The following is a 14,611-nucleotide window of genomic DNA, read 5'->3' on the forward strand; positions in this document are numbered from 1 at the left end:
CCATGGCATACGGTGTCAAGATTGCTAAGGGCGACGCTTACAAGCGTGCTGCCATCAAGCGTCGTCACATCCGCATCCGTAAGCACATCTCGGGTACGGCTGAGCGTCCGCGCCTGGTCGTGACGCGCTCCAACCGCCACATCGTGGCCCAGGTCATCGACGACGTTAAGGGTCACACCCTCGCGTCGGCGTCGACCCTGGACACCACGATCCGTGGTGGCGAGGGCGACAAGTCCACGCAGGCCAAGTCGGTCGGCGCCCTGGTCGCCGAGCGCGCCAAGGCCGCCGGTGTCGAGGCTGTCGTGTTCGACCGTGGTGGAAACCAGTACGCCGGGCGCATCGCCGCCCTGGCGGACGCCGCCCGCGAAGCCGGGCTCAAGTTCTGAGCCGCTTCCGTAGCTAGCGGAAAGAGAGAGGTAATCCAATGGCTGGACCCCAGCGCCGTGGAAGCGGTGCCGGTGGCGGCGAGCGGCGGGACCGGAAGGGCCGTGACGGCGGCGCTGCTGCCGCCGAGAAGACCGCGTACGTTGAGCGCGTTGTCGCGATCAACCGCGTCGCCAAGGTTGTGAAGGGTGGTCGTCGCTTCAGCTTCACCGCGCTCGTCGTGGTAGGCGATGGTGACGGCACCGTCGGTGTCGGTTACGGCAAGGCCAAGGAGGTGCCGGCCGCGATCGCCAAGGGTGTTGAAGAGGCCAAGAAGCACTTCTTCAAGGTCCCCCGCATCCAGGGCACCATCCCGCACCCGATCACGGGCGAGAAGGCCGCGGGCGTCGTCCTGCTCAAGCCTGCTTCCCCCGGTACCGGCGTTATCGCCGGTGGTCCCGTGCGTGCAGTGCTCGAGTGCGCCGGCGTTCACGACATCCTGTCGAAGTCGCTCGGTTCTTCGAACGCGATCAACATCGTGCACGCGACCGTGGCGGCCCTCAAGGGCCTGCAGCGTCCCGAGGAGATCGCGGCTCGCCGTGGTCTGCCCCTCGAGGACGTCGCCCCCGCGGCTCTCCTTCGTGCGCGTGCAGGGGCGGGTGCGTAATGGCTCGCCTCAAGGTCACGCAGACGAAGTCGTACATCGGCAGCAAGCAGAACCACCGCGACACCCTGCGCTCCCTTGGTCTCAAGGGGATCAACACGCAGGTCGTCAAGGAGGACCGCCCCGAGTTCCGCGGAATGGTTCACACCGTCCGCCACCTCGTGACGGTCGAGGAGGTCGACTAGATCATGGCGGAGAACAACCCGCTCAAGATCCACAACCTCCGTCCCGCCCCGGGCGCCAAGACCGCCAAGACCCGTGTCGGTCGTGGTGAGGCGTCGAAGGGTAAGACGGCCGGTCGTGGTACCAAGGGCACGAAGGCCCGCTACCAGGTTCCGGAGCGCTTCGAGGGCGGGCAGATGCCCCTCCACATGCGTCTCCCGAAGCTGAAGGGCTTCAAGAACCCGTTCAAGACCGAGTTCCAGGTCGTGAACCTCGACAAGCTGGCCGCGCTGTACCCGGAGGGTGGCGAGGTCACCGTCGAGGGTCTCGTCGCCAAGGGTGCCGTTCGCAAGAACAGCCTCGTCAAGGTCCTCGGCCAGGGCGAGATCTCCGTGGCGCTGCAGGTGACGGTCGACGCCGTCTCCGGCTCCGCCAAGGAGAAGATCACCGCCGCCGGCGGTACCGTCACCGAGCTCGTCTGATTTCAACAGGCGTCTCGATGACCTGAACGATCCCGACCGGGGATGCCCACAAAAGGGGCATCCCCGGTTGGTCGTTCCAAGGGGGGCAGTGTCGCCGGTAAGGTGGCCTGCACTGTTAATTTTCGTCCGGCGTGCCTCACGGGAACTCCGGGCGGTCTTTGACTGTTGGTTAGCTGTCAGTCATCCGTCGAACCTCAAGACCGTCACCCTCAGACGCAGTAGCGCGGGGGTCGCAGGAGGCACCGTGCTCACCGCGTTCGCCCGGGCGTTCAGGACGCCCGACCTGCGCAAGAAGCTGCTCTTCACGCTCGGCATCATCGTGGTCTACCGGGTCGGTACCCACATCCCGATCCCCGGCGTGGACTACAAGAACGTCCAGACGTGTATGGACGTGGCCGACTCGAACCGCGGGCTGTTCAGCCTGATCAACATGTTCAGCGGCGGCGCGCTGCTCCAGATCACGATCTTCGCGCTCGGGATCATGCCGTACATCACGGCGAGCATCATTCTCCAGCTCCTCACCGTGGTGATCCCGCGACTCGAAGCCCTCAAGAAGGAGGGCTCGGCCGGCACGGCGAAGATCACGCAGTACACCCGCTATCTGACGGTCGCGCTCGCCATCCTGCAGGGCACGGGCCTGGTGGCCACCGCCCGCAGCGGCGCGCTCTTCTCCGGCTGCCCCGTGGCCTCGCAGATCGTGCCGGACCAGTCGATCTTCACCACGATCACGATGGTCGTCACGATGACCGCCGGTACCTGCGTCGTCATGTGGCTCGGTGAGCTCATCACCGACCGCGGCATCGGCAACGGCATGTCGATCCTGATGTTCATCTCGATCGCCGCGACCTTCCCGAGCGCGCTGTGGACCGTCAAGATCCAGGGCAAGCTGGCCGGTGGCTGGATCGAGTTCGGCACCGTCATCGCCGTGGGTCTGTGCATGGTCGGTCTGGTGGTCTTCGTCGAGCAGGCTCAGCGCAGGATTCCCGTCCAGTACGCGAAGCGCATGATCGGTCGCCGTTCCTACGGCGGCACCTCGACCTACATTCCGCTGAAGGTCAACCAGGCAGGTGTGATTCCTGTCATCTTCGCGTCGTCGCTGCTCTACATTCCGAGCCTGATCGCGCAGTTCTCCAAGGGGAACTCGGAGTGGAAAACCTGGGTCACGAACAACCTGACCAAGGGTGACCACCCGATTTACATCACCTTGTACTTCCTTCTGATCGTGTTCTTCGCGTTCTTCTACGTGGCGATCTCGTTCAACCCCGAGGAAGTCGCCGACAACATGAAGAAGTATGGTGGCTTCATCCCGGGCATCCGGGCTGGCCGGCCGACCGCTGAGTACCTGAGCTACGTACTCAACCGGATCACCTGGCCGGGTTCGCTGTATCTGGGGCTGATCGCTCTCGTGCCGACGGTGGCGTTGGTTGGTTTCGGGGCAAACCAGAACTTCCCGTTCGGTGGCACCAGCATCCTCATCATCGTGGGTGTGGGCCTGGAGACGGTGAAGCAGATCGAGAGTCAGCTTCAGCAGCGCAATTACGAAGGGTTCCTCCGCTGATGCGAATCGTCCTCGTCGGGCCGCCCGGTGCCGGGAAGGGAACGCAGGCCGCGTTCCTCGCCAAGAATCTGGCGATCCCGCACATCTCAACGGGCGACCTGTTCCGCGCCAACATCTCTCAGCAGACGGAGCTCGGCAAGCTGGCGAAGTCCTACATGGACAAGGGCGAACTGGTACCGGACGAGGTCACCATCGCCATGGCCAAGGACCGCATGGAGCAGCCGGACGCGGAGAGCGGCTTCCTTCTCGACGGCTTCCCGCGCAACGTCTCGCAGGCTGAGGCGCTGGACGAGATGCTGGACACCGAGGGCATGAAGCTGGACGCGGTGCTGGACCTGGAGGTCCCCGAGGACGAGGTGGTCCGCCGTATCGCGGGCCGTCGCATCTGCCGCAACGACTCCTCGCACGTCTTCCACGTGTCGTACAAGGCGCCGAAGCAGGAAGGCGTCTGTGACGTCTGCGGCGGCGAGCTGTACCAGCGTGACGACGACTCCGAGGAGACCGTCCGTACGCGGCTGGAGGTCTACCACACGCAGACCGAGCCGATCATCGACTACTACATGGCCCAGGGCCTGGTCGTCACGATCCCGGCGCTCGGCAAGGTGGAGGACGTCACGGCGCGCTCCATGGAGGCGCTGGCCCGCGAGGACGCCTAGTCCCCGCGGTCCGCTCCGCGGTGCGCGTGCCGCGGGGAGCATGAAGATGTACGTCGCATCGGCCGCGGCACCCTCACCGGGTGCCGCGGCCGACGTGCGAGGCGGGCGGGGCGAAGGTCCTGCGCGGGTCGGGGTCCCTGGACCCCGGGCGGGGTGGGTCGAGTCCCCCGTATCGTTGGAGTAGTCCGTTTTCCGGTCCAGAAAGGCCGCAGCCACCATGGTGCAGATCAAGACCCCCGAGCAGATCGCCAAGATGCGTGAGGCGGGGCTGGTCGTCGCGGCCATCCATGCGGCCACGCGTGAGGCGGCGGTTCCCGGCGCGACCACCCGGGACCTGGACGAGGTCGCGCGCAAGGTGCTGGACGAGCACGGCGCCAAGTCGAACTTCCTCGGATACGGCGGCTTCCCGGCGACGATCTGCACCTCGGCCAACGAGGTCGTCGTCCACGGCATCCCGGACGACAAGACCGTCCTGAAGGACGGCGACATCATCTCCATCGACGCCGGCGCGATCGTCGACGGCTGGCACGGCGACGCCGCGTTCACGGCCTTCGTCGGCTCCGGTCACGCCCCGGAGCTCATCGAGCTCTCCCGGGTGACCGAGGAGTCGATGTGGGCGGGCATCGCGGCGATGAAGGTGGGCAACCGCCTGGTCGACATCTCCCGGGCGATCGAGACCTACATCCGCCGCCAGCCCAAGCCGGGCGGCGGCAAGTACGGCATCGTCGAGGACTACGGCGGCCACGGCATCGGCACCGAGATGCACATGGACCCGCACCTGCTGAACTACGTCGAGCGCAAGCGCGGCAAGGGTCCGAAGCTGGTGCCCGGTCTGTGCCTGGCGATCGAGCCGATGGTGTCGCTCGGCACCCCGCGGACCGAGGTGCTGGAGGACGACTGGACCGTGATCACCACGGACGGGACCTGGTCCTCGCACTGGGAGCACTCCGTGGCGCTCACGGAGGACGGACCGCTCGTCCTCACGGCTCCCGACTGCGGCCGGGCGAAGCTCGCCGAGTACGGGATCACGGCGGCGCCCGATCCCCTCGCGGGCTGAAACGCCGGGCGCTCTCCTTCTTCGCCGACCGTGAATCGGTCAGCCCCGCCCCTTGGCGCATATCGCGCCGAAGGGTGGGGCATCGTCATGAGTGGCGGGGAGGACAGCGACGAATTCGTCTTTCCGGGAGCCCTGACGTAGACTGACTCGTCGGCTCTCGTGCACCCGCATGTCTCCATGCGCTCGCACGAAGTCGATCAAGGTAGTCGATTCGAAGGGCAAAGCGTGGCCAAGAAGCAAGGTGCCATCGAGATCGAGGGCACTGTCGTTGAGTCTCTTCCGAACGCGATGTTCAAGGTGGAGCTCCAGAACGGCCACCAGGTCCTGGCGCACATCAGCGGCAAGATGCGCATGCACTACATCCGCATCCTCCCTGACGACCGGGTCGTGGTGGAGTTGTCTCCGTACGACCTGACGCGCGGCCGGATCGTCTACCGCTACAAGTAGATCTTGCCTTGCTCCGTGTTCCCGTTCCGGGGCACGGGGGGTGGCACTGACCCGGAGAACCTCACCTAATGAAGGTCAAGCCGAGCGTCAAGAAGATCTGCGACAAGTGCAGGGTGATCCGCCGTCACGGTCGGGTCATGGTCATCTGCGAAAACCCGCGCCACAAGCAGCGCCAGGGCTGACGCACGACCGCACCTTCTGCACCCGCAGATACTTCGCGCGACGCAAGCAGTACATGTTCATACGCAGGATCCAGGGCTGAGTCTCATCAGGCCTGACACCCCCGGTCGGAGGCCGGGGACCCGGTTCGTACCGACTCCTCGATCCCTGGATCAGAGGACGACGGCGGGCGGGATCCGGTTCTGCGGAAGACCTCCGAACGACAACTGGAGCCATTGAATGGCACGCGTTTCCGGTGTTGACATCCCGCGCGAAAAGCGTGTGGAGGTCGCCCTCACCTACGTGTTCGGCATCGGCCGGACCCTTTCCCAGCAGACGCTGGCCGAGACTGGCGTGAACCCCAACACGCGCGTTCGTGACCTCTCCGAGGAGGAGCTGGTCAAGATCCGCGAGTACGTGGACGCCAACATCAAGACCGAGGGTGACCTCCGTCGCGAGATTCAGGCCGACATCCGCCGCAAGGTGGAGATCGGTTGCTACCAGGGTCTGCGCCACCGTCGTGGCCTGCCCGTCCACGGTCAGCGCACCAGCACGAACGCTCGTACCCGCAAGGGCCCGCGTCGCGCCATCGCCGGCAAGAAGAAGCCGGGCAAGAAGTAGTCCTCAGCGGACAACGCTTCATCAGCGGTCTTCGCTGTAGGACCGACCACCTCCCCGTAGGAGAAACAGATGCCCCCCAAGGGTCGTCAGGGCGCCGCCAAGAAGGTGCGCCGCAAGGAAAAGAAGAACGTCGCTCACGGGCACGCTCACATCAAGAGCACGTTCAACAACACGATCGTCTCGATCACGGACCCCTCGGGCAACGTGATCTCCTGGGCCTCCGCCGGCCACGTCGGCTTCAAGGGCTCGCGCAAGTCCACCCCCTTCGCCGCGCAGATGGCCGCCGAGTCGGCCGCCCGTCGCGCGCAGGAGCACGGCATGCGCAAGGTTGACGTCTTCGTGAAGGGCCCGGGCTCCGGTCGCGAGACCGCGATCCGCTCCCTCCAGGCCACCGGCCTCGAGGTCGGCTCGATCCAGGACGTCACCCCCACCCCGCACAACGGCTGCCGTCCGCCGAAGCGCCGCCGCGTCTGACGCACGGCCGCTCGGCCGTCGATCTCGACGGCCCTGTGCTGGTTAGAGGTTTTCGGGCGGTACGGCTCCGTAAAAGGGCCGTATCGCCCGTACCCTTGCTGTACCCGGTCTCTTCGGAGGCTCGGTTTTGGCGGACGTCAAATAGCGGGCGTCCACGAATGAAGGATCTGATCACCACATGCTGATCGCTCAGCGCCCCTCGTTGACCGAAGAGGTCGTCGACGAATTCCGCTCCCGGTTCGTGATCGAGCCGCTGGAGCCGGGCTTCGGCTACACCCTCGGCAACTCCCTGCGCCGCACCCTCCTCTCGTCGATCCCCGGCGCTGCTGTCACCAGCATCCGCATCGACGGTGTCCTGCACGAGTTCACCACCGTGCCGGGCGTCAAGGAGGACGTCACCGACCTGATCCTCAACATCAAGCAGCTCGTCGTCTCCTCGGAGCACGACGAGCCCGTCGTGATGTACCTGCGCAAGCAGGGCCCGGGTCTGGTCACCGCCGCCGACATCGCGCCCCCGGCCGGTGTCGAGGTCCACAACCCCGACCTCGTCCTCGCCACGCTCAACGGCAAGGGCAAGCTGGAGATGGAGCTGACCGTCGAGCGCGGTCGCGGCTACGTCTCCGCCGTTCAGAACAAGCAGGTCGGTCAGGAGATCGGGCGCATCCCGGTCGACTCGATCTACTCGCCGGTGCTGAAGGTCACGTACAAGGTCGAGGCGACCCGTGTCGAGCAGCGCACCGACTTCGACAAGCTGATCGTCGACGTCGAGACCAAGCAGGCCATGCGTCCCCGTGACGCCATGGCGTCGGCCGGTAAGACCCTGGTCGAGCTGTTCGGTCTGGCCCGCGAGCTCAACATCGACGCCGAGGGCATCGACATGGGCCCGTCCCCCACGGACGCCGCCCTCGCCGCCGATCTCGCGCTGCCGATCGAGGAGCTGGAGCTCACGGTCCGCTCGTACAACTGCCTCAAGCGTGAGGGCATCCACTCCGTGGGTGAGCTCGTCGCCCGCTCCGAGGCCGACCTCCTGGACATCCGCAACTTCGGTGCGAAGTCCATCGACGAGGTCAAGGCGAAGCTGGCCGGCATGGGCCTGGCCCTCAAGGACAGCCCGCCCGGATTCGACCCGACCGCCGCCGCCGACGCCTTCGGCGCCGACGACGACGCGGACGCCGGCTTCGTCGAGACCGAGCAGTACTGATCGCCTCCGGCGGGGCAGGCGTCTTCGGGCGGCGGTCCCGCCGGGTTTGATCCCGGCTGCCGGCCGGCTGTGGCTGGTCGCGCACCCGCGACGGAGTCGCATGTCGACTCCGTCCCGCGCCCCTTACGGGGCTCGGTACCTCCGGCGCTGAAAAGTGCCGGATCTTCGACGGGTAATCGCCCGCTCGGACACTGACCTCGGTACCTGATACGGCCGGGGCAGACACCTAGGAGAAACACCATGCCGAAGCCCACCAAGGGTGCCCGTCTGGGCGGCAGCGCCGCGCACGAGAAGCTGCTCCTCGCGAACCTCGCGAAGTCGCTCTTCGAGCACGGCCGCATCACCACCACCGAGGCCAAGGCCCGTCGCCTGCGTCCCTACGCGGAGCGTCTGGTCACCAAGGCGAAGAAGGGTGACCTTCACAACCGCCGTCAGGTGCTCTCGGTGATCACGGACAAGAGCATCGTGCACACGCTCTTCACCGAGATCGGCCCGCGCTACGAGAACCGCCCGGGTGGCTACACCCGTATCACCAAGATCGGTAACCGCCGTGGCGACAACGCGCCCATGGCTGTCATCGAGCTGGTGGAGGCCCTGACCGTGGCCCAGCAGGCCACCGGTGAGGCCGAGGCTGCGACCAAGCGTGCCGCCAAGGAGACCGAGGCCCCGGCCAAGGTCGAGGACACCAAGGCCGAGGACGCCGTCGAGGCTCCCGCCGAGGAGTCGAAGGACGCCTGAGGCACTGCCTTGCTGTGAGCGGGTCCGTCCCTTTCGGGGCGGGCCCGCTTTCGCGTTCCCGGGGAGGAACCCGGGCTTGAGAGGATCTAGGTGTGAGTGACGAAGCGGAGCCCGGGTTCGTCCGGGTGCGGTTGGATCTGTCGTACGACGGGACCGAGTTCTCCGGGTGGGCCAAGCAGGCCGGCGGACGCAGGACCGTGCAGGGCGAGATCGAGGACGCGCTGCGGACGGTGACGCGGACGAAGGACACCACGTACGAGCTGACGGTGGCCGGACGGACGGACGCCGGGGTGCACGCGCGCGGCCAGGTGGCCCATGTCGACCTGCCCGGGGAACTGTGGGCCGAGCACCGGGAGAAGCTGCTGAAGCGGCTCGCAGGACGGCTGCCCAAGGACGTGCGGGTGTGGTCGCTCACCGAGGCGCCCCCCGGCTTCAACGCGCGTTTCTCGGCGATCTGGCGGCGCTACGCCTACCGCGTGACCGACGAACCCGGCGGTGTCGACCCGCTGTTGCGCAGTCATGTCCTGTGGCACGACTGGCCGTTGGACGTCCAGGCCATGAACCAGGCCGCCGAACGGCTGCTGGGGGAGCACGACTTCGCCGCGTACTGCAAGAAGCGAGAGGGCGCGACGACCATCCGTACCCTCCAGCAACTGAGCCTGGTACGGGGCGAGGACGGGGTCATCACCGCCACCGTGCGGGCCGACGCCTTCTGCCACAACATGGTGCGGTCGCTGATCGGGGCCCTGCTGTTCGTGGGGGACGGGCACCGCGGGCCCGACTGGCCGGGCAAGGTCCTCGCCGCCGGTGTACGGGACTCGGCCGTTCACGTCGTACGGCCGCACGGGCTGACGCTGGAGGAAGTCGGCTACCCCGCCGACGAGTTGCTGGCCGCGCGAAACAAGGAGGCCCGCAACAAGCGGACGTTGCCCGGTGCGGCGGGGTGCGAGTCCTGCTGACGCCCGGTCACCGGCGCGGGTCCGCACGGGGCCTGCGCGCCTGACCGCGCGTCAACCGTAGTGGGCGGAAGCCCGGGGGAGGGTGGGGCGGCGGCCGCTGTCCGGCGGCCGCCGCGCCCGGAACCGCTACCGCGCGGCCGCGGCCGACGCCTGGGCCTGGCCCCGGCGGCTGATCTGACGGAACGCGAACTCGGCGAGGTCGTCGCCGGTCGTGAACACCGCGGTGTCCTTCGTCGTCACGTCCTTGCCGTCGGTGAAGCCGGCGAGGGTGAAGTAGGCGTAACGCCCGTAGGCGTTGGTGGTCGAACGGCAGACGGCCGCGTCACAGAACGCCTTGATGCCGTTGCCGGGCAGCGAGGCGATGATGCTCTTGCTGTCCGCGTCGGCCTTCGCCTTGGTCGCCTGGGCCTCGGTGTCGAAGACCGCGACGCCGACCGTGACCGCCACGCCGTCCTTGACGTAGCTGACCCGCATGAAGCGGGTGCAGCCGTCCTTGGTCAGGACCGGCGGCAGGGTGCCCTTCGCGGCCGAGACGCAGTTCTTCGTGTCGGCCGTCGGACCCTTGCGGTACACGCGGTTGCCCATGGTGAGCTGCGTGCCGGGGAAGAGGATGTCCGGGCTCAGCGGCGCGGTGTCCTTCTTCGCGCTGGATATGAACTCCTTCGGATCCAGCGGCGGCGGAGCCGAGGTCGGTTCGAAGGACGGCTGCGGTGTCGTGGCGCCGGGGATGTCCGCGGTGGCGGGCAGTTTGGACGGCTGGTTGGCGGCCGCGTTGTCGCCGTTCGCGTTGGCGACGGCCATGGCCACGGCAGCTCCGACCGCGACGGTGGCCAGCGCCCCGCCCACGATGAACAGCACTTTGCGGCGCTTGTTGCGCGTTTCGGAAGCCTCCGCCATGGCGGCCCAGTCGGGATTCCCGCCGGAACGCTGGTTGTTCCACTGGGGCGCCTGCTGAGAACCCGGCTTCCAGGGGTCCCACGGGGGCTGCCCCTGCCCACCTTGCCCATAACTCATGCGCCGCATCTTAGACGGGGGTTGGGGGGTGCCGGTCAGCTCCACCGGGCACTTGAGCCCCTAGCGTGATCTGAATGCGCAAGGGCAAAAGTGACATCTCCGGGTGGTTGGTGCGTAGGGCCTCCTGGCACGCGTGGGCTGCCTCGGGAGCGGTGCTGTGCGCGCACGTCGTGGCCGTCGCGCTGCACACCTCCGACGGCGGGATGGACAACGCCATCGTCGTCCGGGCGGCGCGGACCTGGCTGGACGGCGGTTCGCCGTACGCCGACCGGCACTTCCTCTATCTCCCGGGCGCGGTGCTCGCGGCGGTGCCGCAGACGCTGCTCCCGGCGGCCGCGACGCGGCTGCTGGTCCCGCTCACGGTGACGGCTCTGCTGCTGACGGGCTGGGCGTGCGCGCTGCGCGTCCACGGCGTCCCCTGGCGCAGCCGCCTCGGGGTTCTCGGACCGGCCGGGCTCGCGCTGGGGTTCGCGCCCTTCGGGCACCTGGTCGCGCTCGGCAACTGGACCGTGATCGCCGCGGCGGCGCTGCCGCTCGCCCTGCTCCTTGCGGCGCGGGAGCGGTGGGGGTGGGCCGGAGTGGTCATCGGCGCGACCCTCGCCCTCAAGCCGCTGCTCGCGCCCCTGGCGCTCCTGTTCCTCTTCGCGCGCCGCTGGAGGGGGCTGGCCGCGACGGTTCTGGTCCCCGCCCTCGCGTCCGGCGGGGCGGCGCTGCTGATGCCCGATCCTGCGGCGTTCGTCACACGGACCCTGCCGTTCCTGCTGAGCGGCCACGACGACTTCGTCCGCCTCTACGAGGCCTCTCCGGCGGCCGTGCTGCCGCGGCTGGGGGTGCCCTCCCCGGTGGCGGTCGCGCTCGCCTGCGCGGCGGCGGGCGCCGGCGTCCTGGCCGCGTACCGCCGCTGGTCGCGCGGTGTCCCGGGGCCCCTGCGGCTCACGGAGACCGCGGTGCTGCTGATGCTCTCGGCGTTCCTGGTGTCCCGGCCCTCCTACGACCACTATCTGCTGGTCGTGGTGCCGTCGCTGCTCGCGGGGCTGCCGTACCCCGGCGCGGCGGCCCGTGAGCCCTGGTTCTGGCTGGCGCTGGTGCCGCAGGTGCCCGGCGCGGACTGGCCCTGGCTGGAAGCGGTGACCCGGCGTTCCTTCCGGGACTGCTTTACCCTGTGTGTGATGACTGCATCGGTGGCGCTCCCGCGCCGCCGTCACCTGCCGCTCGCCGGTCCGGACCACTTCGTCGCCCAGCGACGAGGACGACGGGCCACGAGGGTGTGAGTACCCGCGTTTTGACCCTTCCGGGCCACCGCGGGTAAGCTTGCAGTTCGTTATGTGTATTGGCTTGCTCATTCTCACGTGAGGGGCCCTTACACCGGTCCACCGGGGCCGATGACCAGCGACCAGCACGCGGTATGCGTCACCGCAGTGCGGTCAGGGCTGTCGTGATCGTCCGTGGTGGCCATGTCAGGACCCACTCACTGAAGAAGCGAAGGCTACGACCGTGCGTACGTACAGCCCCAAGCCCGGCGACATCACTCGCCAGTGGTACGTCATCGACGCCCAGGATGTCGTCCTGGGCCGTCTGGCGACCACTGCCGCGAACATCCTGCGGGGCAAGCACAAGCCGATCTACGCCCCCCACGTCGACGCTGGTGACTTCGTCATCATCATCAACGCGGACAAGGTGCACCTCTCCGGCAACAAGAAGACCCAGAAGCTGGCGTACCGCCACTCCGGTTACCCGGGTGGTCTGCGCTCCGTCCGTTACGACGAGCTGCTGGCGAAGAACCCCGAGAAGGCCGTCGAGAAGGCCATCCGGGGCATGGTCCCCAAGAACACCCTGGGCCGTCAGGTGCTCTCGAAGCTGAAGGTCTACGCGGGCGAGAACCACCCGCACGCTGCTCAGCAGCCGGTCCCGTTCGAGATCACCCAGGTCGCGCAGTAGTTCCGGCCACCCCCTAAGACGAAAAAGAATCTGAGGAGAATCGTGGCCGAGACCACCGTTGAGCAGCCGGTCGAAGAGACTGAGCTCGTCGACATCGAGAACTACACCACCGAGTCCGAGGTCCCCGTCGAGGGCGAGTACACCTCGGAGTCGCTCGCGGGCCGCTTCGGCGACCCGCAGCCCGCGGCCGGCCTTGGCCGTCGCAAGAACGCCATCGCCCGCGTCCGGATCGTCCCGGGCACCGGCAAGTGGAAGATCAACGGCCGCACCCTTGAGGACTACTTCCCCAACAAGGTGCACCAGCAGGAAGTCAACGAGCCCTTCAAGGTGCTCGAGCTCGACAACCGCTACGACGTCATCGCCCGCATCTCGGGTGGCGGTGTCTCCGGTCAGGCCGGTGCCCTGCGCCTCGGCGTGGCCCGTGCGCTGAACGAGGCCGACGTGGACAACAACCGCGGCGCCCTCAAGAAGGCCGGCTTCCTCAAGCGCGACGACCGTGCGGTCGAGCGCAAGAAGGCCGGTCTCAAGAAGGCCCGCAAGGCCCCGCAGTACAGCAAGCGTTAATCTCCGCTGCTTGCTTCTGCGCGTCACCACGCGTAGCTCCGAACGCCCCGGCGGCACGTCACCGTGCTGCCGGGGCGTTCGTTTATCACAGTGCTTGGGCGTATAACGGCACAAGGTGCTCAAAGGCTCATGTGATCGGATGACTCCGTATCCTGCGGGGGACTTCCGTACTCTGCAGCTTTCTCAGGAGGACAAGTGGGACGACTCTTCGGCACGGACGGCGTGCGTGGTGTCGCCAACGCGGATCTGACGGCCGAGCTCGCGCTCGGGCTGTCCGTTGCGGCGGCGCACGTACTCGCCGAGGCGGGCACGTTCGAAGGCCACCGGCCCGTGGCGGTGGTCGGGCGGGATCCGCGCGCGTCCGGGGAGTTCCTGGAGGCCGCAGTGGTCGCCGGCCTCGCCAGCGCCGGTGTGGACGTCCTGCGGGTCGGCGTGCTGCCCACCCCGGCGGTGGCGTACCTCACCGGTGTGCTCGGCGCCGACCTCGGCGTCATGCTCTCCGCCAGCCACAACGCCATGCCCGACAACGGCATCAAGTTCTTCGCCCGCGGCGGGCACAAGCTCGCCGACGAGCTGGAGGGCCGGATCGAGGGCGTCTACGACGAGCACCGCACCGGCGCTCCCTGGGACCGTCCGACCGGATCCGGCGTCGGCCGGGTGAACTCCTACCACCAGGGCTTCGACCAGTACGTCGCCCATCTCATCGGTGTGCTCCCCAACCGCCTCGACGGTCTGAAGGTCGTCCTCGACGAGGCGCACGGCGCGGCCGCCCGGGTTTCCCCCGAGGCCTTCGCGCGGGCCGGTGCCGAGATCGTCACGATCGGCGCCACGCCCGACGGGCTCAACATCAACGACGGCTGCGGCTCCACCCACCTGGACCTCCTCAAGGCCGCCGTCGTCGAGCACGGCGCCGACCTCGGCATCGCGCACGACGGCGACGCCGACCGCTGCCTGGCCGTGGACCACACGGGCGAGGAGATCGACGGCGACCAGATCCTGGCCGTTCTCGCGCTGGCGATGCGGGAGCGTTCCGCACTGCGCTCCGACACCGTTGTCGCGACGGTCATGTCCAACCTGGGCTTCAAGCTCGCCATGGAGCGCGAGGGCGTCTCCCTGGTCCAGACGGCGGTCGGCGACCGTTACGTCCTGGAGGAGATGAAGCAGCACGGCTACGCGCTCGGCGGCGAGCAGTCCGGGCACGTCATCGTCCTCGACCACGCCACCACCGGCGACGGCACCCTCACCGGCCTGTTCCTCGCCGCCCGGGTCGCGCAGACCGGCCGGACGCTCAAGGACCTCGCCTCGGTCATGGAGCGGCTGCCGCAGGTCCTCATCAACGTGCCGGACGTCGACCGGACGCGGGTGAACACCTCCGCCGAACTGGCCGCCGCCGTGGCCGACGCGGAGCAGGAGCTCGGCAGCACCGGACGCGTGCTGCTGCGCCCCTCCGGCACCGAGCCGCTCGTCCGCGTCATGGTCGAGGCCGCCGACATCGACCACGCCCGCTCGGTGGCCGCCCGCCTCGCCGACGCCGTGAAGTCGGCGCTCGGCTAG

Annotated in this window: 19 protein-coding genes; 18 read left to right on the forward strand and 1 reads right to left on the reverse strand. The window is 68.0% G+C overall.

The window, feature by feature from the left end; translation table 11 throughout:
* The first annotated feature begins 2 nt into the window (after window positions 1-2).
* From rplR to truA, 14 genes are all read left to right on the forward strand, one after another.
* On the forward strand, window positions 3-386 hold the full coding sequence (gene rplR, locus ACFRIC_RS31860; protein WP_037626978.1) for a 50S ribosomal protein L18: 384 nt from the start codon (window positions 3-5) through the stop codon (window positions 384-386).
* A gap of 38 nt (window positions 387-424) precedes the next feature.
* Entirely contained in the window at window positions 425-1,030 is a 606-nt protein-coding gene (gene rpsE, locus ACFRIC_RS31865) for a 30S ribosomal protein S5 (protein WP_006376045.1), read from the forward strand.
* A complete protein-coding gene (gene rpmD, locus ACFRIC_RS31870) occupies window positions 1,030-1,212 on the forward strand; it encodes a 50S ribosomal protein L30 (protein WP_055553514.1) in 183 nt (60 codons plus the stop codon). Before rpsE ends, rpmD begins: the two co-directional genes overlap by 1 nt.
* Before the next feature lie 3 nt (window positions 1,213-1,215).
* The gene (gene rplO / locus ACFRIC_RS31875; protein ID WP_003974249.1) at window positions 1,216-1,671 is read left to right on the forward strand and encodes a 50S ribosomal protein L15; all 456 of its coding nucleotides are present in this window, start codon (window positions 1,216-1,218) and stop codon (window positions 1,669-1,671) included.
* A 244-nt stretch (window positions 1,672-1,915) separates the two neighbouring features.
* Entirely contained in the window at window positions 1,916-3,229 is a 1,314-nt protein-coding gene (secY, locus tag ACFRIC_RS31880) for a preprotein translocase subunit SecY (protein ID WP_382792979.1), read from the forward strand.
* Window positions 3,229-3,885, forward strand: a complete 657-nt coding sequence (locus tag ACFRIC_RS31885; RefSeq protein ID WP_382792982.1) for an adenylate kinase — start codon at window positions 3,229-3,231, stop codon at window positions 3,883-3,885. The genes secY and ACFRIC_RS31885 overlap by 1 nt, the downstream gene beginning before the upstream one ends.
* Window positions 3,886-4,102: 217 nt before the next feature.
* Entirely contained in the window at window positions 4,103-4,942 is an 840-nt protein-coding gene (gene map / locus ACFRIC_RS31890; protein ID WP_382792985.1) for a type I methionyl aminopeptidase, read from the forward strand.
* A gap of 225 nt (window positions 4,943-5,167) precedes the next feature.
* On the forward strand, window positions 5,168-5,389 hold the full coding sequence (gene infA, locus ACFRIC_RS31895; RefSeq protein ID WP_003948620.1) for a translation initiation factor IF-1: 222 nt from the start codon (window positions 5,168-5,170) through the stop codon (window positions 5,387-5,389).
* A 68-nt stretch (window positions 5,390-5,457) separates the two neighbouring features.
* A complete protein-coding gene (gene rpmJ, locus ACFRIC_RS31900; RefSeq protein ID WP_003998809.1) occupies window positions 5,458-5,571 on the forward strand; it encodes a 50S ribosomal protein L36 in 114 nt (37 codons plus the stop codon).
* A gap of 217 nt (window positions 5,572-5,788) precedes the next feature.
* Window positions 5,789-6,169 (forward strand): 30S ribosomal protein S13, encoded by a 381-nt coding sequence (rpsM, locus tag ACFRIC_RS31905; RefSeq protein ID WP_060901485.1) that lies wholly within the window; start codon window positions 5,789-5,791, stop codon window positions 6,167-6,169.
* Window positions 6,170-6,238: 69 nt separating this feature from the next.
* The gene (gene rpsK / locus ACFRIC_RS31910; RefSeq protein WP_003956432.1) at window positions 6,239-6,643 is read left to right on the forward strand and encodes a 30S ribosomal protein S11; all 405 of its coding nucleotides are present in this window, start codon (window positions 6,239-6,241) and stop codon (window positions 6,641-6,643) included.
* A gap of 178 nt (window positions 6,644-6,821) precedes the next feature.
* On the forward strand, window positions 6,822-7,844 hold the full coding sequence (locus tag ACFRIC_RS31915) for a DNA-directed RNA polymerase subunit alpha (RefSeq protein ID WP_003966937.1): 1,023 nt from the start codon (window positions 6,822-6,824) through the stop codon (window positions 7,842-7,844).
* A 240-nt stretch (window positions 7,845-8,084) separates the two neighbouring features.
* On the forward strand, window positions 8,085-8,582 hold the full coding sequence (rplQ, locus tag ACFRIC_RS31920; RefSeq protein WP_361676678.1) for a 50S ribosomal protein L17: 498 nt from the start codon (window positions 8,085-8,087) through the stop codon (window positions 8,580-8,582).
* A 92-nt stretch (window positions 8,583-8,674) separates the two neighbouring features.
* Window positions 8,675-9,541 (forward strand): tRNA pseudouridine(38-40) synthase TruA, encoded by an 867-nt coding sequence (truA, locus tag ACFRIC_RS31925; RefSeq protein WP_382792989.1) that lies wholly within the window; start codon window positions 8,675-8,677, stop codon window positions 9,539-9,541.
* Between the two features lie 126 nt (window positions 9,542-9,667).
* Here truA and ACFRIC_RS31930 read toward each other — a convergent pair whose 3' ends face one another.
* Window positions 9,668-10,555, reverse strand: a complete 888-nt coding sequence (locus ACFRIC_RS31930) for a hypothetical protein (protein ID WP_382792992.1) — start codon at window positions 10,553-10,555, stop codon at window positions 9,668-9,670.
* A gap of 74 nt (window positions 10,556-10,629) precedes the next feature.
* On the opposite strand from ACFRIC_RS31930, the gene ACFRIC_RS31935 reads away from it, so the two are divergent.
* The 4 genes from ACFRIC_RS31935 to glmM all read left to right on the forward strand — a co-directional run bounded on the left by ACFRIC_RS31935 (window position 10,630) and on the right by glmM (window position 14,611).
* Window positions 10,630-11,826, forward strand: coding sequence for a glycosyltransferase family 87 protein (locus ACFRIC_RS31935; RefSeq protein ID WP_382792995.1), 1,197 nt, complete (start codon window positions 10,630-10,632; stop codon window positions 11,824-11,826).
* Window positions 11,827-12,049: 223 nt separating this feature from the next.
* The gene (rplM, locus tag ACFRIC_RS31940) at window positions 12,050-12,493 is read left to right on the forward strand and encodes a 50S ribosomal protein L13 (RefSeq protein ID WP_037626954.1); all 444 of its coding nucleotides are present in this window, start codon (window positions 12,050-12,052) and stop codon (window positions 12,491-12,493) included.
* A gap of 42 nt (window positions 12,494-12,535) precedes the next feature.
* Window positions 12,536-13,057: a 30S ribosomal protein S9 gene (gene rpsI / locus ACFRIC_RS31945; RefSeq protein WP_037626952.1), complete on the forward strand. Its 522-nt coding sequence runs from the start codon at window positions 12,536-12,538 to the stop codon at window positions 13,055-13,057.
* A 195-nt stretch (window positions 13,058-13,252) separates the two neighbouring features.
* The gene (glmM, locus tag ACFRIC_RS31950) at window positions 13,253-14,611 is read left to right on the forward strand and encodes a phosphoglucosamine mutase (RefSeq protein ID WP_382792998.1); all 1,359 of its coding nucleotides are present in this window, start codon (window positions 13,253-13,255) and stop codon (window positions 14,609-14,611) included.

Source organism: Streptomyces sp. NPDC056738 (assembly GCF_042790435.1).
Lineage (GTDB): Bacteria > Actinomycetota > Actinomycetes > Streptomycetales > Streptomycetaceae > Streptomyces.